Annotated in this window: 17 protein-coding genes; 3 read left to right on the top strand and 14 right to left on the bottom strand. The window is 70.6% G+C overall.

Features of this window, described 5'->3' with window-relative positions; genetic code table 11:
* Nucleotides 1-43 precede the first annotated feature (43 nt).
* On the top strand, nucleotides 44-1,672 hold the full coding sequence (locus tag K8638_RS11650) for a glycosyltransferase (RefSeq protein WP_223754547.1): 1,629 nt from the start codon (nucleotides 44-46) through the stop codon (nucleotides 1,670-1,672).
* 31 nt (nucleotides 1,673-1,703) lie between these two features.
* On the opposite strand, the gene K8638_RS11645 is transcribed toward K8638_RS11650, so the two are convergent.
* On the bottom strand, nucleotides 1,704-2,444 hold the full coding sequence (locus tag K8638_RS11645; protein ID WP_223754546.1) for a M50 family metallopeptidase: 741 nt from the start codon (nucleotides 2,442-2,444) through the stop codon (nucleotides 1,704-1,706).
* Between the two features lie 145 nt (nucleotides 2,445-2,589).
* Between K8638_RS11645 and K8638_RS11640 the strand changes: the two genes are divergently transcribed.
* Both K8638_RS11640 and K8638_RS11635 read left to right on the top strand, forming a co-directional pair.
* Nucleotides 2,590-4,767, top strand: coding sequence for a S46 family peptidase (locus K8638_RS11640; RefSeq protein ID WP_223754545.1), 2,178 nt, complete (start codon nucleotides 2,590-2,592; stop codon nucleotides 4,765-4,767).
* Nucleotides 4,767-5,426, top strand: coding sequence for a hypothetical protein (locus tag K8638_RS11635; protein ID WP_223754544.1), 660 nt, complete (start codon nucleotides 4,767-4,769; stop codon nucleotides 5,424-5,426). The genes K8638_RS11640 and K8638_RS11635 overlap by 1 nt, the downstream gene beginning before the upstream one ends.
* Before the next feature lie 54 nt (nucleotides 5,427-5,480).
* On the opposite strand, the gene K8638_RS11630 is transcribed toward K8638_RS11635, so the two are convergent.
* From K8638_RS11630 to K8638_RS11570, 13 genes are all read right to left on the bottom strand, one after another.
* Nucleotides 5,481-6,266, bottom strand: coding sequence for a DUF6209 family protein (locus K8638_RS11630; RefSeq protein WP_223754543.1), 786 nt, complete (start codon nucleotides 6,264-6,266; stop codon nucleotides 5,481-5,483).
* Nucleotides 6,267-6,430: 164 nt separating this feature from the next.
* A complete protein-coding gene (locus K8638_RS11625; RefSeq protein WP_223754542.1) occupies nucleotides 6,431-6,940 on the bottom strand; it encodes an RNA polymerase sigma factor in 510 nt (169 codons plus the stop codon).
* A gap of 144 nt (nucleotides 6,941-7,084) precedes the next feature.
* A complete protein-coding gene (locus K8638_RS11620) occupies nucleotides 7,085-8,725 on the bottom strand; it encodes a sigma 54-interacting transcriptional regulator (RefSeq protein WP_223754541.1) in 1,641 nt (546 codons plus the stop codon).
* 94 nt (nucleotides 8,726-8,819) lie between these two features.
* The gene (gene gspN / locus K8638_RS11615) at nucleotides 8,820-9,791 is read right to left on the bottom strand and encodes a type II secretion system protein GspN (RefSeq protein WP_223754540.1); all 972 of its coding nucleotides are present in this window, start codon (nucleotides 9,789-9,791) and stop codon (nucleotides 8,820-8,822) included.
* A gap of 3 nt (nucleotides 9,792-9,794) precedes the next feature.
* Entirely contained in the window at nucleotides 9,795-10,352 is a 558-nt protein-coding gene (gene gspM / locus K8638_RS11610) for a type II secretion system protein GspM (RefSeq protein WP_223754539.1), read from the bottom strand.
* 2 nt (nucleotides 10,353-10,354) lie between these two features.
* Nucleotides 10,355-11,959, bottom strand: coding sequence for a pilus assembly protein PilM (gene pilM / locus K8638_RS11605; protein WP_223754538.1), 1,605 nt, complete (start codon nucleotides 11,957-11,959; stop codon nucleotides 10,355-10,357).
* Nucleotide 11,960: 1 nt separating this feature from the next.
* On the bottom strand, nucleotides 11,961-13,343 hold the full coding sequence (locus K8638_RS11600; RefSeq protein ID WP_223754537.1) for a general secretion pathway protein GspK: 1,383 nt from the start codon (nucleotides 13,341-13,343) through the stop codon (nucleotides 11,961-11,963).
* Complete coding sequence (locus tag K8638_RS11595; protein WP_223754536.1) at nucleotides 13,343-14,014, bottom strand: type II secretion system protein GspJ; 672 nt, start codon at nucleotides 14,012-14,014, stop codon at nucleotides 13,343-13,345. The genes K8638_RS11600 and K8638_RS11595 overlap by 1 nt, the downstream gene beginning before the upstream one ends.
* Nucleotides 14,011-14,919, bottom strand: coding sequence for a prepilin-type N-terminal cleavage/methylation domain-containing protein (locus K8638_RS11590; RefSeq protein WP_223754535.1), 909 nt, complete (start codon nucleotides 14,917-14,919; stop codon nucleotides 14,011-14,013). The genes K8638_RS11595 and K8638_RS11590 overlap by 4 nt, the downstream gene beginning before the upstream one ends.
* Nucleotides 14,916-15,653: a prepilin-type N-terminal cleavage/methylation domain-containing protein gene (locus K8638_RS11585; RefSeq protein ID WP_223754534.1), complete on the bottom strand. Its 738-nt coding sequence runs from the start codon at nucleotides 15,651-15,653 to the stop codon at nucleotides 14,916-14,918. The genes K8638_RS11590 and K8638_RS11585 overlap by 4 nt, the downstream gene beginning before the upstream one ends.
* Nucleotides 15,650-16,102, bottom strand: coding sequence for a type II secretion system protein GspG (locus tag K8638_RS11580; protein ID WP_223754533.1), 453 nt, complete (start codon nucleotides 16,100-16,102; stop codon nucleotides 15,650-15,652). Before K8638_RS11580 ends, K8638_RS11585 begins: the two co-directional genes overlap by 4 nt.
* Before the next feature lie 42 nt (nucleotides 16,103-16,144).
* Entirely contained in the window at nucleotides 16,145-16,567 is a 423-nt protein-coding gene (gene gspG, locus K8638_RS11575; RefSeq protein WP_223754532.1) for a type II secretion system major pseudopilin GspG, read from the bottom strand.
* Nucleotides 16,568-16,628: 61 nt separating this feature from the next.
* Complete coding sequence (locus K8638_RS11570) at nucleotides 16,629-16,781, bottom strand: hypothetical protein (RefSeq protein WP_223754531.1); 153 nt, start codon at nucleotides 16,779-16,781, stop codon at nucleotides 16,629-16,631.
* Nucleotides 16,782-16,792 lie beyond the last annotated feature (11 nt).

Raw genomic sequence — 16,792 nt, 5'->3', positions numbered from 1 at the left:
GCGACCGAGCGCGCCCATCTTCTTCATGCAGGGACTTCCCTGCATGACGCTGGAGGTCACCGGCACGATGGCGCGCGCGATTGTGAATGGAACGTCCGTTCCGGACGAGGAGGCGGGCCTCCGGGCGTTCCCCGACTACCCATGGGGGCGTGGCGGCATGCTGAAGCCCTCCGAGGTGCACGTCCGTGCCGAGCCCATCACCTGTTTCGAGCCGCTCCTCGGGGCGGCGGGCTGGCGTGCGCTCCAGGAGCGCGTCGAACAGGCGCGTGGCCGCATGGCGGGGCGCACCTTCTGGAACGTGAACTCCACCGCGCGGGGTGGAGGCGTGGCGGAGATGATTCCCCGGTTGCTGGCCTATGCGCGTGGAGCGGGCGTGGACGCGCGATGGATGGTGTTGGAGGGGACTCCGGACTTCTTCCGGGTGACGAAGCGGCTGCACCATGCGCTGCACGGCTTCACGGGGGACGGCTCGCCGCTGGGCCCGGCGGAGCGTGCTCTCTACGACGAGGTGCTGCGCGACAACGCGGAGGAGCTGCTCGCCCTGGTGCGGCCGGGGGACGTGGTGCTGTTGCATGACCCGCAGACCCTGGGGCTCGCGCCGGAGCTCGTCGAGGTGGGAGCTCGCGTGGTGTGGCGCAGCCACATCGGGTGTGACATCCCCAACGCCGAGGTGGAGCGCGGGTGGGCGTTCCTGGCGCCGGGGCTCGCCGCCGTGCACCTCGCGGTCTTCAGCCGTGCGGCCTACGTGCCGCCCCAGTGCGTGGACAAGGCGCTCATCATCCGGCCCTCCATCGACATCTTCGCGGTGAAGAACCAGCCCATGACGCCGGAGGTCGCGCGTGCCATCCTCGCTCACACCGGGCTGGTGCGGGAGGAGCCCGGCGCCGTCGAGCCTGTCTTCATCTGTGGCGACGGGGTGCCGGCCCGGGTGTCGCGCGGGGCGGACATCCTCCGGTTGGGCGCCCCGCCCGCGCAGGACACGCCGCTGGTGGTGCAGGTGTCTCGGTGGGATCCACTGAAGGACCCCATCGGGGTGCTGCGGGGCTTCGCGCTGCTCGCGCGCGCCAATCCGGGCCTGCGCGCGGAGCTGGTCCTCGCCGGCCCCGCGGTGACGTCCGTCGCGGACGACCCGGAGGCCGCGTCCGCCTTCAATGACGTCATCGTCCGGTGGCGGGAGCTGCCGCACCTGCTGCGCCAGCGCATCCACCTGGCGTGCCTGCCCATGGTGGACTCGGAGGAGAACGCCGCCATCGTCAACGCGCTCCAGCGGCACGCCACGGTGGTGGTGCAGAAGAGCCTGCAGGAAGGCTTCGGGCTCACCGTCACGGAGGCCATGTGGAAGGAGCGCCCCGTGGTGGCCAGCGCGGTGGGGGGCATCCAGGACCAGATTGTAGACGGGGACACCGGCCTGCTGGTGAGAGACCCGAGCGACCTCTCGGAGTTCGCCTCCGCGGTGCGCAGGGTGCTGTGTGACCACGAACTCGCCGCGCGACTGGGGGCGCGGGCCCACCAGCATGTGCTCGCCCAGTTCACCGGCTCACGGCACCTCACGGACCTCGCGCTCCTGATTGACCGGCTGGACGAGCGGGCCGCGGGCGCCGCTTCGCGCCGCGGTGGCGCGCCGACAGGTGCGCTCCCGGCTGGCGCGGCCGAGGTTCATGCCGCCTCATGATTCCCTCATTGATTCGGGTGGTGGAGGTTGCCTACACCCGCCGCGCCCGCGCGGACACCTTCGGCAGCTGTACCCCGCCGCGCGGCTTCGCGTGCATGGACCAGTACGCCGCCACGGCCAGCAGTCCCACGGCCAGCAGCGTCCACAGCACGGCCCACGCAAACGCGGGCACCCAGGTCAGCTCCGCCAGCAGCGCCGCATCACTCCGCGAGCGCACCGCGCTGTTCCACAGGTCGTCCCTCAAGTCGAACACCGCGTACAGCGCGGTGAACGCCGCGATGAACAGGTTCAGCACATCCACCGCGCCGCCGGGCAGGTACTTCGCGCCCAGCCCCATCACCAGCGCCGTACCCAGGCAGAAGAGCAGGGTGAACCCATCCCCCGCGTACAGCACCCCCATCACCCCCAGCCACACGCACGCGGCGCCCAGCACCCAGCGGCGGAACTGGAAGCGGAATGTCGCCAGCAGCAGCCCCGCCCCCGCCACCGCGCTCCCAAGGTAGCCCCCCGAGTACACGGCCACCTGCGGCAGGAAGCCCGGCGGCACCCGGGACAGGCAGGAGCCCGACTCGTTCGCCGCCAGGTGAATCTTGTCCACCGAGCCCCCCACCAGCAGGGTGGCCAGCGCGTGCCCGCTCTCGTGCATCATCACCACCAGCAGCTTCAGCGGCCAGAACACAGGCGAGTCCCAGAAGTACCACCCCACCCCCAGCATCAGGACGAGGAGGGCCAACCGGCCGAAATCAAGCTGCGCTCCGCTGGCCGTCTTCATGGCTCGCTCCCCTCCTGGGACACCCCAACACTTAAGCCCGGTCCCTCTTCCTGGAAAATCCCCGCCCCCCGTTGGCGCGGGGCGTTGAAGAAAGGGGGGATGGGGGGTCGCGTGCGGGCGCCGGACGGGGTAGGGAAGGGGCACCATGAAGAAGACACTCCTCCTCCTGTCGCTCGTGGCGGCTCCGGCTCTGGCCGGGGAAGGCAAGTGGACCCCCCAGCAGGTCCTGGAGCTGGACCCGGCGTGGCTTCGCGCCCAGGGCCTCCAGGTGCCTCCCAAGAAGCTCTGGGACCCCCAGCGCGGCACCGGTCTGCTCGCCGGCGCGGTGAACGTCGGGGGCTGCACCGGCGCGTTCATCGCCGCCTCCGGTCTCGTCATCACCAACCACCACTGTGCCTTCGGCATCATCCAGGAGCACAGCTCGCCCCAGCGGGACCTCATCACCGACGGCTTCCTCGCCTCCAAGCGCGAGGACGAGCTGCCCGGCAAGGGCTCCCGCGTGCAGGTCCCCCGCAGCTTCAAGGACGTCACGAAGGACGTCCTCGCCGCCGTGCCCGAGGGCGCCGACGACCTCGCGCGCTTCAAGGCGATTGAGCGCAAGCAGAAGGAGCTCGTCGCCGAGTGCGAGAAGCGCCCCGCCACCCGCTGCCAGGTGGCCTCCTTCGACGGTGGCCTCAACTACACGCTGGTGGACGCGGTGGAGCTGGCGGACGTGCGGCTCGTCTACGCCCCGCCCCGCGCGGTGGGCGAGTACGGCGGCGAGGAGGACAACTGGATGTGGCCCCGCCACACCGGTGACTTCGCCATCCTCCGCGCGTACACCGCGCCGGACGGCGCCTCCGCCCCCTACAGCGACAAGAACGTCCCCTACCGGGCGGAGTTCTTCTTCCCCCTGGCCACCGAGGGCGTGAAGCCCAACGACTTCGTCATGGTGCTGGGCTACCCGGGCAGGACGTACCGCGCGCTGCTCGCGGAGGAGATGGCGGAGCGCCAGTCCCGCCTCTACCCGCGCATGCGCGACGTGTTCGGCGAGGCCATCCGCATCCTCGAGGAGGAGGGGGACAAGGACGCCACCGGGAAGATTGCCGTCGCCTCCCTGCTCAAGAGCCTGCACAACGTCCACAAGAACGCGGGCGGGCAGCTCGCCGGCCTGAAGCGCGGCCGCATCGTGCAGAAGCAGCGCGACGCGGAGGAAGCCGTGGCCGCCTGGGCCCGGAAGGGCGCCGCCAAGTGGGAGCAGGCCCTGAAGGCCCGCGAGGCGCTGCTGGCCGACCAGGCCGCCACCGCGAAGGTGTTCGAGCGCGAGTTCCTCCTCGGCGCCGCGAGCCGGCTCGCCAGGGGCCCGGCGCTGGCGGTGACGGTGTCGCGCCTGGCCGCGGAGCGCGCGAAGCCGGACCTGGAGCGGCGCCCCGAGTACATGGACCGCGAGCTGGCGCGCCTCAAGGACCGCCTCGAGCGCGAGCAGAAGAACGTCTTCCTCCCCGCGGACAAGAAGCTCTTCCAGGCCTTCGTGCGCCGCGCGCAGGCGCTGGGCCCCGAGGAGCGCATCGCCTCCGTGGACAAGCACTTCGGCAAGACGTACTCGGAGAAGGACGTCGCGGCGAAGCTTGACGCCATGTACGCGGGCACGAAGGTGCTCACGCTCGCCGAGCGCATGAAGATGGCGGGCGAGACGGTGGCGCAGCTCGAGGCCCGCAAGGACCCGCTGCTCGCCTTCGGCCTGGACCTGGCGAAGGAGATGGCCGCGCTGGACGAGGTGCTGGACCGCCGCCAGGGCGCGGCGATGCGGCTGCGGCCGGAGTGGCGCAAGGCGGTGCTCGCGCACGCGGGCAAGCCCGTGGCCCCGGACGCCAACGGCACCCTGCGCGTCACCTTCGCCAGGGTGCAGGGCTACGCGCCGCGCGACGGCGCCGTGTACACCCCGCAGACCACGCTGTCCGGCCTGCTGGCCAAGCACACCGGCGAGGAGCCCTTCGACGTGCCGGCCAAGGTGTCCACCGTGGCCGAGGCGAAGCGCTTCGGCACGTGGATGGACTCGCGGCTGAAGGACGTGCCGGTCAACTTCCTGTCGGACGCGGACACCACCGGCGGCAACTCGGGCAGCCCCACCGTGAATGGCAGGGGCCAGCTCGTGGGCGTCAACTTCGACCGGGTCTGGGAGAACGTGGCCAACGACTTCGGCTACAACCCGGACGTGGCCCGCAACGTCAACGTGGACGTGCGCTACATCCTCTGGATGCTGGACCAGGTGGAGAACGCGGACGCCCTCCTGCGGGAGCTGGGCGTGCGCAAGGGCCCGCCCGTGGCGAGGGAGACGCGCTGATGTCGGACGCCGCGGACGGCTCGCCGCCGTTTCCGGTCTTCAAGCCGGACGAGCGGGTGTGCGCCAACTGCAAGCTGTTCAGCCCGCACTCGGTGGAGGAGCGCCGGGGGTGGGTGGGCGCCTGCCGGCTGCACTCGTGGCGCGGGCTGTTCCCTCCGTCCGCGCCCATCTGCGACAAGTACGTGCCCCGGGGGAGCGCCACGCCCCCCGCGGCCAGCACCCCCGCGCGTGAGAGGGCCGCGCGCAACGTGGCGCCGGTGGTGGTCCGGCGCCGCGTGGACCCGAATGAAGTGGTGGACCTGGAAGGGCTGAGCATGACGCGTGAAGAGCTGATGGACATCTTCCGGGAGGCGTCCGGCATGGGCGAGGCGCCGCCGCTGGCCAACAAGTGGGAGGGCGGCACGCTGCGGCTCGTCCCCGCCAACCCGGAGCTCCAGGCGAAGGACCTGCCCATCGACAACCTGTTCCACAAGGTCGTCATGGTGCGCGACAGGCTGCGCGTGCTGGAGCAGAAGCTCAACGCGCACCCCAAGCTGACGGACGCGGAGAAGGTGGAGCTGCAGAGCTACATCACCCGCGTCTACGGCTCGCTGACCAGCTTCAACCTCCTCTTCAAGGACAAGGCCGACCAGTTCGTCGGCTCCAAGGGCGACGAGTAGCCCAGGAGCCCGCGGGCCGCGGGGACGGCTTCCCCCGCGGCCCGGAGCCAGGCCTCACGGCACCAGCGTGAAGTGGTAGTTCTGCCCGTAGGCGGAGTCCCACTGGTGGCAGCCCTGCCAGTCGTAGCCGTGGAACCACATCTCCAGGTGGCTCGCACCGGCGGGCAGGGCGAGCGTGGCCGGCGCCTGCGCGCGCGTGTTGAAGCCCGACACCGGCGCCAGCGTCTTCGCCGGCTGTACCGCGCCGCCGTCGAAGCGGTACTGCACCTCCACGTCCCACGCGTCGTAGCCGTTCTTCGTGGCGCGGCAGTTGGACAGGCGGACGATTTCGTAGTCCACCACCACGTTGCCGCCCTGCTTCAGCGTCCCGTAGACGGTGGCCGCCCAGTTCGCGCTGAAGACGATGCGCGGGCTGCCCACGTCGAAGCGGAAGTTGTTGCCGTAGTTCGAGTCCCACTCACTGCAGCCCCACAGGCTGGTGACCTGGAACCACAGCGCCAGGCCGCCGTCCTCCGGCAGGTCCAGCACCGCCTCCGGTGACTGGCCGGGGTAGTTCGGCCGGCCGCCCGCGTAGAAGCTGCCCACGGTGCCGTCGTTGAGCTGGTAGTAGCCGGTGACGGCCCAGCCCGGGCCGCCGTCATTGGCGGTGCCCCGGCAGCCCGGCAGCCGGTCCGTGTCGTAGACAATCTTCACCTGCCCGCCGGGCACCAGCGGCGCGGACTGGACGATGCTCCAGTTCGCGGCCGCGTCGTTGAAGGTGAGGGTGGGGATGGACGTCTGCGCCACCGCCGCCGTGCCGAGGAGCAGCAGCGGGAGGAGCAGGAGCGAGGAACGGCGCATGGAGTGACTCCCGGGAAGCAGGGTGCGAGCCGGCCCGGGAGCCCCCGGGCCGGGAGGGCGGGAGGGCCGGGCTTCCCTCACCGGGGACCCACCGCTCCTTCACCCGCATGCTTAGCAGGAAGGGCCCACGTCCCACCCGGGGTGCGGCGCCACCCCACGCGGAGTCACGGCTGCTGGCCGCGCTCCTCCATGAGGGACAGCGCGCGCTGCCGGGCGCGGTGCAGGGTGCTCTTCACCGTGCCCTCGGGGATGCGCAGCAGGCGGGCAATCTCCGGGTAGCTGAGGCCGCGCACCTCGCGCAGGTAGAGCACCTGCCGCTGCTGCTCGTTGATTTCCTCCAGCGCGGCGCCGAAGTGGCGCTCCATCTCCGAGCCCACCGCCTGGACTTCGGGCGACAGCGGCTCCTGCGGCTCATGGCTCAGCCGCTCGCGGCGCTTGCGCGCGCGCAGCCAGTTGATGCTGCTGTTGACCATGACCCGGTGCAGCCAGGTGCTCCAGGCCGCCCGGCCTCCGAAGCCCGGCGTCCTGCGCGCCAGCCGTGCGAAGACGTCCTGCACCACGTCCTCCGCGTCGTCGGTGTCTCCGACGATGCGCCGGGCGATGGCGAGCGCACGCGGGCGGTGCTCCATGTAGAGCTGGGAGAGGGGAGGAAGCGAGACGAAGGCGGCGTGCATGACGGGTGGTCTCCTGGACACCCCGGATGGGGACAGGAGTGGGAACGGACCAGCCGCCAGAAAGGTCTATCGCCGCGTGGCAGAAGGGATTCTTCACCTGGCGTGTCGGGTGGCCGACACGCCCACCTCCCCCTCGTGCCGGTGCTACTCCTGCTCGTCCTGCTTCGTCAGGCCCCAGTCCTTCAGCCGCTTGAAGAGGGTGGAGCGGGCCACGCCCAGCTCGCGGGCCACGCGCTCGCGGTTGCCGTTGCACCGCTTCAGCGCCGCCTCGACAATCTGGCGCTCCAGCTTCTCCAGCATCTGCTCCAGCGTCATGCCCGGCGGCAGCTCCGGCACGGAGATGCCCGTCTCGCGGTTCACCTCCACGTCGAAGGACAGGTCACTCGCGTCGATGACGGGCCCCTTGCGCAAGAGCAGCGCGCGGTGCACCACGTTGCGCAGCTCGCGGATGTTGCCCGGCCACGAGTGCTGCTGCAGCCGCTCCAGCGCCGCCGGCGTGAGGCGCACCGCCTGCCCGCGCGGTGAGTACGTGCGGACGAAGTGCTCGGCCAGCGCGCCCAGGTCGCTCTTGCGGCTGCGCAGCGGCGGCAGGTGCAGCGGAATCACGCAGAGCCGGTAGTACAAGTCTTCGCGGAAGCGGCCCTCGCGCGCCGCCGCCAGCAGGTCCCGGTTGGTGGCCGCCACCACCCGCACGTCCACCTGGATGGGGCGGCTGGCGCCCACGCGCTTGATTTCACCGCCCTCCAGCGCGCGCAGCAGCTTGGCCTGGAGGTCCAGCGGCAGCTCGCCAATCTCGTCCAGGAAGAGCGTGCCCCCGTCGGCCTCCTCGAAGGCGCCCTTGCGCGCGCCGGCCGCGCCGGTGAAGGAGCCCTTCTCGTGGCCGAACAGCTCGCTCTCGATGAGCTCCTTGGAGATGGCCGCGCAGTTGACGGGGATGAGGGGCCGGTTCGCCCGCTGCGAGCAGGCGTGGATGGCGCGCGCCACCAGCTCCTTGCCGGTGCCGGACTCGCCCAGCACCGTCACCGCCGCGGACGAGGGCGCCACGCGCTCGATGAGCTCCGCGAGCTGCCGCACCGACGGGTCCGAGCCGATGATGCCGTGGAAGTCCGCCACCTCGCGGCGCGCCGCCGGGGCCGCGGCCTCCAGCACCAGCTCCGTCTCGCCCACGCGCAGCACGGTGGGCAGCGGCACCTCCGCCTCGAACACGCGCACCGGGCCCAGCCACGTGCCGTTGGTGGAGCGCAGGTCCACCACGTGGAAGACGCCGTCCCGCCGCGTCACCTTCAGGTGCCGGCTGGACGCGAAGCGGTCCTGCAGCACCAAATCGCACGCGGCATCCTTGCCCGCCGTGAAGCTGTCGCCCGTCAGCCGGTGCACGGACTCGTTGGGGCCCTGCTTCACCCGCACCTGCGCTGGCTGCCAGCGCGTGGCCCGAGCGTCCGGGGCCTGCACGGACGTGGTGTGCCCTACCTCGGTGGTGACGTCCGCGCCGTCACCACCCGCGCGCAGGCGGAACACCGCGCGCCACTGCCCCAGCGCCAGGTCCGCGCCGTCCGCCAGCTCGCCCTGGGTGACGGACTGGCCCGCGACGAGGGTGCCCTTGCCGGACAAGTCCTCCACCCGGCAGCGCTCTCCGTCCCACAGCAGGGCCACCTGCTGGCGGCTCACCTCGGTGTCGGGAATGGCGACGTCGCAGTGCTCTCCGCGCCCGAGCACCAGCCGGGCCCGCTCCACCGCCACCCGCAGCACCTCCTCGCCACGACGAAAGAACACCAGCTCCGGCATCCCAGCCCCTCCCGACAGGTCGGTACGCCAGCGCTTTACACGCCGGGTGTTCTCCTTTCAACCCCACGCCCCGGGTAGGGGGCGGGGGCGTGCTTCAGCGGCGCGGCAGGAAGGTGGGCCGGTTGAGGAAGCCGCCGAGCCGGGCGGCGCGGAAGCTGGGGTCCTTCTTGTCCGGCGGGAGGATGGTGACGCCCGCGCCGAGCAGGCCCAGCCGCTTCTGGAACTCGGGGTCCAGCTTGAGGTTCACGTCCATGCCGGGCTCGCTGTACGCCACCTTCTTGCCCAGCTTGAGCGTGCCGGTGGCCAGGGCCTCCAGGTCGTCGCTCTTCAGCCGCAGCGTCTGCACGGTGCCCAGGCCCTTCTCGAACTGGATGCGGCCGGTGAGGGCGCCCAGGTTGATGGCCGGCAGGTCCATGGGAACCGCCTGTCCGCCGCCCATGGGGAAGGCCACCTTGCCGCTCTTGATGACGAGCCCCTGCGTGTCCACGGTCAGCTCGCCGTTCGCCTGCGACAGGTCCGCCTGGCCGCCGTTGCCCGGCATCTTCAGGGAGAGGGTGGCGTTCAGCTCGCCATCCATGTCGATGCCGGTGAGGGCCGGCAGGTTGCCTCCGGACGCCTTGAGGCCGTCCACGTCGACGCGCACCTTCGTGTCTCCCAGCAGGCCCACGGACACGTCCACCGTGCCCCCCATGGCGTTGGCGTGCACCGCCACGCCGGGCGGGAAGAGGGCGGGGCGCACCGCCACGCTGTCGAGCACCAGCGCGTCACCCAGCTCCGCCGGGCCGAGCATGCCGCCCTCGCCGCTGGCCAGGGCCGCGAGGGTCTCCGCGCTCAGCGGCTGCGGCGGCTTGCTCAGGCGCACCTGGGTGGCGGTGATGCCCCCCAGCCCCGGACGCAGCGAGCCGATGCGCACGGCGAGCCCCTGCGCCGCGGCCTCGGTGACGATGCGCGAGCGGATGGCGTCGTACGGGAAGGTGATGAACAGGCCGAGGATGAAGGCCACCACCGCGAACGCGGCGTAGCCGAGGAAGACCTTCCAGCGGGCGGGCTTGGTGTCAGGAGGCATGGCTTATTGCTTCATCCGGTAGGTGGCGACGGTGGTCCACGCCGTCAGCGTGTCCGAGGCGGGCCTCGGCTCGATGCGCAGGTACTTCACCTTCACCACGCCCGGGCCGCTCTCCACCGTCTTCAGGAAGTCCGTCAGCTTGCGCAGGTCCACGTCCGTGAAGGTCAGCTCCACGGAGCTCTCGATGATTTTTCCGTCCCCCACGCCCATGTCGCCCTTGGGCGTCATGTTGGGCACCTGGAGGCCGGCCGCCGTGGCCTTGTCCTCGATGTAGCTGATGAGCTGCACGTTGCTGGAGGTGAGCTGCTGCTCCACGGACTGCCGCGTCGCCTGCGCCTCGCGGAAGCTGGCCGCCAGCGACTGCACCTCCTGGAGCTTCGCCAGCTTGTCCTGCGTGCGCTTCCGGTAGCCGGACGCGCTGTTGGAGAACGACACCACCACCACGAAGAGGAGGAACGCCAGGAGCGCCGCGCCGGCGATGGACACCATCTTCCGCTCGCGGTCGCTCAGCCGCTCGAACCACGTCGTCACTGGAGCGAAGACCTCTGAAATCCTGGCCATGACTAGCTCTCCCCGCCCTGCGCCCCGGGGCACTGGACCTCGACGTCCAGGCGGAAGGACACCTTGTTGCCGTCCCGCGTCTTCTCCACCTTGCCCTGCCGCACGTCCTTGAAGCAGGCGTGGCCCTTGAGCGCGTTGGACAGCGTGTCAATCTGCTTCGACGAGTCCGTCTCACCCTGGAGGATGACCCGGTTCAGGTCGATTTGAATCCGGTCGAACTTCACCGGCACCTCGTCCGGCACCCGCTGCGTCACCTCCGCCAGCAGGTTGACGGCCGTCATCCGGGGCAGCGCGGACGCCGGGCTCTCCACGCCCTTGAGCATGCTGAGCGCCCGGTTGTAGTCCTTCTCGCACTTGCCGAGGATGCGCTGGGTGGTGTCGCAGAGCACCGCGTCCACCTGCGCCTCGCGGCGCGCCAGCACCGAGTTGCGCACCACGCCGAAGGCGATGAGGAGCAGGAGGAGCGTGGCCGCGAACGAGGCCAGGAGCCCCAGCTTGTCCTTCATGTAGTCGAAGTCACCCTTGTAGGCGAGCTCGCCCCGGCGGAGGTTGAAGCGCGGCGCCTTCGCGCCCGCCGCGTTGCCCCGCAGCGCCAGCGCGTACGCCTGCGCCGCCGCCGGCTGCACCGCCGCGGGAATGGCCTCGGCCGTGTCCGCCGGCAGCGCCAGCACCCGCACCGGCAGGTTGAGGTCCTTCGAGAGCTGCTCGGCCAGCCCGGGCAGACGCGCGGTGCCGCCGCACAGCACCACCGCGCCCACCTGCTGGCGGGTGCGGGCGGTGAAGGCCTTCAGGGTGGGGCGCAGCTCGCGCAGCACGGGCTGCAGGCCACGCACGAAGGCGCCCGCGGCGCGCTCCGCGTCCGGGCCCTGCGCCGCGCTGGCCACCGCCCCGTGCTGCTCCTTCCAGTGGTGCGCTTCCGGCACCGACGTCTGGAACTCGTTGGCCAGGGCCTTGCTCAAGTCGCGTCCGCCGCCCGCGAAGGTGCGCGCGAACACCACGCCCTGGCCCGGCCGGCCAATGGACACCGAGGTGCGCTCGTGGCCGAGGTCCACCACCGCCACCGCGCCGCCCTCGCCCAGGCCCTCGAAGAGGCCGGGGTACTGCTGGAGCAGGTTCTGGTAGGCCAGCCCCGGGTGCGTGACGATGCGCGGGTCCACCTTCAGCTCCGCGAGCAGGGCCAGGAGCGACTGCAGCTCCTCCTTGCGCACCACGCCCACCAGCAGGTCGCTGGCCTTCTCCTTGGTGTCCGTCTCCTTCTGGCCCACCACCTGGTAGTCGTAGACCGCGTCGGAGATGTCGAAGGGCAGCTGGCTGCCAATCTCGAACGGCAGCGTGGCTTCGATGCGCTTGCCGTCGGAGAACGGCAGGCTCAGCGCGTGCGTGGTGAGGGACGGGCCGGGCAGGGCGATGACGACCTGGTCCGCGTGCCCCGGCGGCAGCTGGCCGAGCAGCTCCTGCACCGCGGCGCGCAGGGTGTCCGCGCGCTCTCCCTCCTGGGCGCGCCGCACCTCGGCGAACCCACGCACCATGTGTCCCTTCGTCTTCGCCTCCAGCACCACGCCCTTCACGGAGTGGCTGCCGAGGTCCAGGCCAAGAATGCGGGCCATGCTATTCCTCTCTCCAGTACAGGAGCCGTCCCAGCGTGTCGTCCAGCCGGACCACGGCGGTCAGCGTCTTCTGGACGTTGCCCGCCTCTCCCACGGATTTGATGGTGAACGTCTGACTCTTGTCGCCGATGAGGCGGTTGCCCGCCACGTTGGACTTCACGGCCGGGTTGACGGTAACGCCCGCCGCCTCGACCACGGCGACGAAGTCCTGCACGGACATGCCGAAGAAGCTGAACATGCGCGCCGCGCGGATACGGGTGATGAGCTCGTTGAGGAACACCGGGTCGTGCAGCCGCGGGTCCGGCCGCGCCGGGTCCGCCACCGACAGGATGGCCAGCCCCATCATCACCGGGTCGTCCGTGTTGATGTTGGGCCGGCGGTTGATGTCCGGGTACACCGTGAGCCTGTCCCTGAAGGCCGCCATGAACTGGTCGTTCACCCCGTGCACCCGGTACAGCTCGTCCAGGCTGTCGAAGCGCGCGTTCTTCGGCTCATAGCTCGGCTCGTAGCGGCTGTAGGGCGCGCCCTCGTCCGAGAAGCCGGACGGCATCGGGTTGACGGGGTCCGCCGGGTTGATGGCCGAGCCCGTCTCGTCGTCGTCCGCCCAGTCCTTGATGGCCAGCAGCACGTCCTGCGGGGTGCTGCGCACCTTGTTGGCGTCGTCGCGCTCCCAGAGGAACTCGAAGCGCTTGTCGTTCATCATGTCCAGCATCCGCTGCGCGGTGGGCAGCTGGTCGCCCGCGCCCGCGATGAGGCGGTGGACGTTGAGCTTCTCCTCCTCGTCGGAGATGGTGGCCAGGAAGCAGCCCTCGAAGCCGCCGAAGGAGCGCTTCGTCATCTGCGCCGCGACCTCGCGCGAGGCCGGGTCCTGCTCCCCGTCGTCCATCTTGAAGTTCTCGTCGTCCTCCGCCGCCTTCAGCGGCGCCGTCTCTCCGCCCTCGCCGCCGCCCTCCTCGCTCTTCACCAGCCCCCGGAGCATGTGGCAGTCCACGCGCGCCATCTTGTAGAGCTGGAGGTTGAGCGTGGACGGCTGCGCCGTCTGCTGGCCCTGCTGGGCCTGCTGCGGCATGAACTGCTTGAGCAGGTCCATGGGGTTGGGGATGGGCGTCTGGTCCACCTGCTTCTGGAAGCGCAGGAGCAGCCGCGACATGGCGATGCCCGAGCGCGCCATGTAGTACGCGCGCACCTCGTCCCGCTGGTTGGCCGCCAGCTGCAGGTCCACCCGGCTGTTGTAGGCGAACTCGGTGGCCACCACCGTGAGGATGGCGATGGAGACAATCGCGATGATGAGCGCCACGCCGCGCGAGCGCCGCTCCCGGCGGGCCGCGGGAGGCAGGCCCTTGCGGCGCCGGCGGGGCGCCAGTCTGGAAGAGAAGAGGGGCATCAGTACCTCGGCAGCTCCGTGTTGAGCATGATGCGGGCCTGGGTGGTGTACGTCGCTTCCTTCCCCGTCTCGTCCACGGCCGTGACGGTGATGCGCACCCGCGTCGGCAGCAGGGCCTTCTGCTCGGTGCGCCGCGTGTCCCACTCGTTGTCCCACTCCTTCTTCTCCGAATCCCAGTACGCGAACTCCAGCCCCTTCACTCCCTCGAAGAGCACGTCCGTGGAGCCGCCCCGGTCCATGCGGTCGTCCACGTTGGGGTTGACGCGCCGCTTGAGGTCCTGCCGCCCCTTCGCCTCGCGGTCGGTGGAGGCCTCCACGAAGTACTCCACCACCGCCTGGTCGGACTCCTTCACGTCCGTGTACAGGCGCTGATGGGAGAAGGTGGTGAACAGCAGCCTGTCCCGCTCGCCCACGAAGTTGGTGGGCCTGTCGTTCTGGTCGCGGAAGCGCTTCAGGTCATACCTGTCACTCACGAAGGCGGAGCCAATCTCCCGCGCCATGCGGTTCATGGCCACGCGCACCTGGCGGTAGCGGTCCGCGTCCGTCTCCACCGTCTCCTTCGCCGTCAGGCCCGTCTGGAAGGCCATGGCCACCACGGTGCCCATCAGGGCGGTGATGGCCACCGCCACCATGACCTCCATCAGCGTGAAGCCCCGGGAGCGGCGCCTCATTGGTTCCTCCTCAGGTTGGGGAACTGGCCGAGCGGGTTGCCGCCTCGCGGCGTGCCGCCCGGGACGGTTCCGCCCGTGCCCGGCTGGCCGCCGTTGCGCTGCTGGAGGAACTGGTCCCTCCGCATGAGCGGGGCGCGGGTCTGCGGGTGCAGCATGGTGCCGTTGGGGCCGGGAATGGGGTTCTCCACGATGAGGCCCGTGTTCGGGTCCACCCACTGGTTCTGCGCCTCGGGAGGCTGCTGGCCCTGCTGTTGCGCGAACGCGGCGCCGCCGTTGCGGTCCGAGCCCGGCCCCAGGGACACCACGTGCGTCACCAGGTCGATGCTCTCGACCTGCGTGCCCTCCTGCCAGTAGACGGTGAGGTGCACCTCGCGCACCGTCTGGGTGATCTGCTGCACCATCTGCGTGAACATCGGCTGGGCCATGCCCATGGCCGCGCCGCCCAGACCGCCCATGCCCGCGGGCTGCGGCCCGCCGGACGAGGCGCCGTCCTTCCCGCCGCCGCCCGCGCCACCCCCGAGCATGGCGGCGATGCCGGCCATCGGGTCTCCATCCGCGCTCTCGCCGATGGGCAGGTTGAAGATGGCGCCGATGAGCTGGTCCGGCGACACGCCGTCCAGCTTGGGGGCGATGATGCGCGCGCGCCACTTGAACTGGGGCCAGCCCTCGTCGGAGAAGTCTCCGGACTCCTCGTCGTCGTCGTTGGAGAAGCCGTCGTCGTAGAGCTTCTGCTCGATGTCCGTCATCTTCGAGCGGGCCAGCAGCGACGCCACGGTGAGCCGCTTGGTGTAGACGTGGTTGGCCACCGCGCCCGCGTTCAGGTCGAAGATGGCCATGAGCGCCAGCCCGAGGATGGCGAGCGCCACCACCACCTCCAGCAGGGTGAAGCCACGGTTGCGCCTCATCGCGGCACCTCCAGCGCCTCGGCCGAAATCTGCACCTTGCCGGTGAGGGGTGACACGTCCAGCGTCCAGACGTTGTCGCCCTGCTTCACGTACACGTAGGCCTTCTCCGTATAGCCCTGCGGGAAGAAGTAGAGGTACGCCACGCCGCTCTCCACCGGCTCGCGCTGCTGCCGCGTCCACACCGCCACCTTCACGTCCGCCGGCAGCTCTCGCGCCGGCACCTCTTCCGACGTGTAGGAGGAGAAGCGGGCCGCGTTCTCCACGCGCTGCTTCTCGCCCTCCAGCAGCTCCTGCGCGGAGGGCTGGTCACCGCCGGACACCAGGTAGTTGCGGCGCGTCTCGCCACTGTTGCCGCGGCGGTTGGAGCGCGCGTCCTGCTCACGCTCGCGGTTCTCCTCGCGCAGCGCCGTGTCCCTGTCCCGCGCCGTCGTCACCGCGCCCTCCGCGCACTCGGCGTGGTAGCGGGTGGGCTCCTCGCTCTTCGGGTCCGGAATCTCGAACACCAGCCGGCACGTCTGGCCGCGCAGCGCGGCCGAGTCGTAGAGCGAGCGGATGAGCCCCGCCAGCTCCCCCGCGGCGCCCTTCGCCTTGGCCCCGGTGATGGAGCCGATGCCCATCACCGCCGCGGAGAACAGCATCGCGACGATGATGATGGCGATGGAGATTTCGATGAGGGTCAGCCCGCGCTGCGCCCGGTGGGACGCGCGCCGGTGACGGCGGGTGGCGGGTGTCATGGCTGCTGCTCCCAGTGGGCGGCCAGCACACCGCCGCTGCTCAGGTCCGCGTCCACGCCCGTGCCGCCCGGCTTCCCGTCCGCTCCGTAGGAGACGACGGCGCCGGTGCTCCCATCCATCCAGTACACGTACGGGTGGCCCCAGGGGTCCACCGGAGGCGCGTCCAGCAGGCGGGCCCGGATGAGCGGCGTGAAGCCCTCCTCCTTCGAGGGGAAGCGGCCCATCAGCCGGTGGTGCGACTTGAAGAAGCCCTCCAGCTTGCGGATCTCCGCGCGGGCCCGCTGCTGCTCGCGGGTCAGCGAGGAGTCATGCGTCAGCCAGACCAGGAAGAAGGCCAGGCTCGTGGCGACCAGGAAGACGAGCCCCAGGATGAGCCGCCCCATCCGCTGCGGGCGGGACGTCCCTTCCTGGGGCGGCGGCGGGGCTGTGGTGGAAGCGTGCTCGTTCATACCCAAGGCCCCATTCAACACGCGCTGTGCGCTACTTCTTCACTACTTGTTGGCCGCGGCGGCGGCGTCCGCGGAGGAGATGTCCGCGTCATTGCCCTCGCCGCCGGCGGTGCCGTCCGCGCCGTAGGAGATGATGACGGGCTTGCCGCCCTCGTTGATGTACACGTAGTCGTTGTTCCAGGGGTCCTTGGGCATCTGCTCCAGGGCCTGCGCCTCCACGAGCGCCTGCAGGCCGGAGGCCGTGTCCGGGTACTTCCCCTTCTTCGTGTAGTACAGCTTCATCGCGCCCTGGATGTTCTTGATGTCCAGCGAGGCGCGGTCCCTGCGGGCGGCCTCGAGCTGCGGAATCACCGCCACGCCCACCGCCGCGGCGATGAGGCCGAGGATGGTGATGACCACCATGATTTCAATCAGCGTCATACCGCGGCTGCGACGGCGCTGCTTCCTCTGGGTCTTCTGGCTCATATGTCGTTCCTCTCTCGAGTGACTTTCTGGCACGCCACCCGTGGGTTTTCGTGTCGTCCTGTCAGGGAGTCCGGGGCCCGTCGGCCACTCCCGCCTCCGGGGGCGCCGGCTGGGGGCCGTACAGCCGGGCCCCCACCGTCAGCAGCGCCGCCGCGAGGGCAAGCATCGCCGCCAGGGTGACGCGCTGGATCCAACGGTCCATCGTGTCGTTCATCGTTCCGTCGC

This window comes from Myxococcus sp. RHSTA-1-4 (assembly GCF_020037125.1).
GTDB lineage: Bacteria > Myxococcota > Myxococcia > Myxococcales > Myxococcaceae > Myxococcus.
Note: the sequence above shows the minus strand (reverse complement) of the source record. Positions and strands in the feature narration are given on the sequence as shown.

Bases quoted from the DNA above. Each gene is read 5' to 3' on its own strand.
- K8638_RS11630 (WP_223754543.1), bottom strand. From the start codon at position 6,266: ATGCGCCGTTCCTCGCTCCTGCTCCTCCCGCTGCTGCTCCTCGGCACG.
- gspM (WP_223754539.1), bottom strand. From the start codon at position 10,352: ATGGCCAGGATTTCAGAGGTCTTCGCTCCAGTGACGACGTGGTTCGAG.
- K8638_RS11600 (WP_223754537.1), bottom strand. From the start codon at position 13,343: ATGCCCCTCTTCTCTTCCAGACTGGCGCCCCGCCGGCGCCGCAAGGGC.
- K8638_RS11620 (WP_223754541.1), bottom strand. From the start codon at position 8,725: ATGCCGGAGCTGGTGTTCTTTCGTCGTGGCGAGGAGGTGCTGCGGGTG.
- gspN (WP_223754540.1), bottom strand. From the start codon at position 9,791: ATGCCTCCTGACACCAAGCCCGCCCGCTGGAAGGTCTTCCTCGGCTAC.
- K8638_RS11650 (WP_223754547.1), top strand. From the start codon at position 44: ATGACGCTGGAGGTCACCGGCACGATGGCGCGCGCGATTGTGAATGGA.
- K8638_RS11570 (WP_223754531.1), bottom strand. From the start codon at position 16,781: ATGAACGACACGATGGACCGTTGGATCCAGCGCGTCACCCTGGCGGCG.
- K8638_RS11645 (WP_223754546.1), bottom strand. From the start codon at position 2,444: ATGAAGACGGCCAGCGGAGCGCAGCTTGATTTCGGCCGGTTGGCCCTC.
- K8638_RS11585 (WP_223754534.1), bottom strand. From the start codon at position 15,653: ATGACACCCGCCACCCGCCGTCACCGGCGCGCGTCCCACCGGGCGCAG.
- gspG (WP_223754532.1), bottom strand. From the start codon at position 16,567: ATGAGCCAGAAGACCCAGAGGAAGCAGCGCCGTCGCAGCCGCGGTATG.
- K8638_RS11640 (WP_223754545.1), top strand. From the start codon at position 2,590: ATGAAGAAGACACTCCTCCTCCTGTCGCTCGTGGCGGCTCCGGCTCTG.
- K8638_RS11635 (WP_223754544.1), top strand. From the start codon at position 4,767: ATGTCGGACGCCGCGGACGGCTCGCCGCCGTTTCCGGTCTTCAAGCCG.
- pilM (WP_223754538.1), bottom strand. From the start codon at position 11,959: ATGGCCCGCATTCTTGGCCTGGACCTCGGCAGCCACTCCGTGAAGGGC.
- K8638_RS11595 (WP_223754536.1), bottom strand. From the start codon at position 14,014: ATGAGGCGCCGCTCCCGGGGCTTCACGCTGATGGAGGTCATGGTGGCG.
- K8638_RS11590 (WP_223754535.1), bottom strand. From the start codon at position 14,919: ATGAGGCGCAACCGTGGCTTCACCCTGCTGGAGGTGGTGGTGGCGCTC.
- K8638_RS11625 (WP_223754542.1), bottom strand. From the start codon at position 6,940: ATGCACGCCGCCTTCGTCTCGCTTCCTCCCCTCTCCCAGCTCTACATG.
- K8638_RS11580 (WP_223754533.1), bottom strand. From the start codon at position 16,102: ATGAACGAGCACGCTTCCACCACAGCCCCGCCGCCGCCCCAGGAAGGG.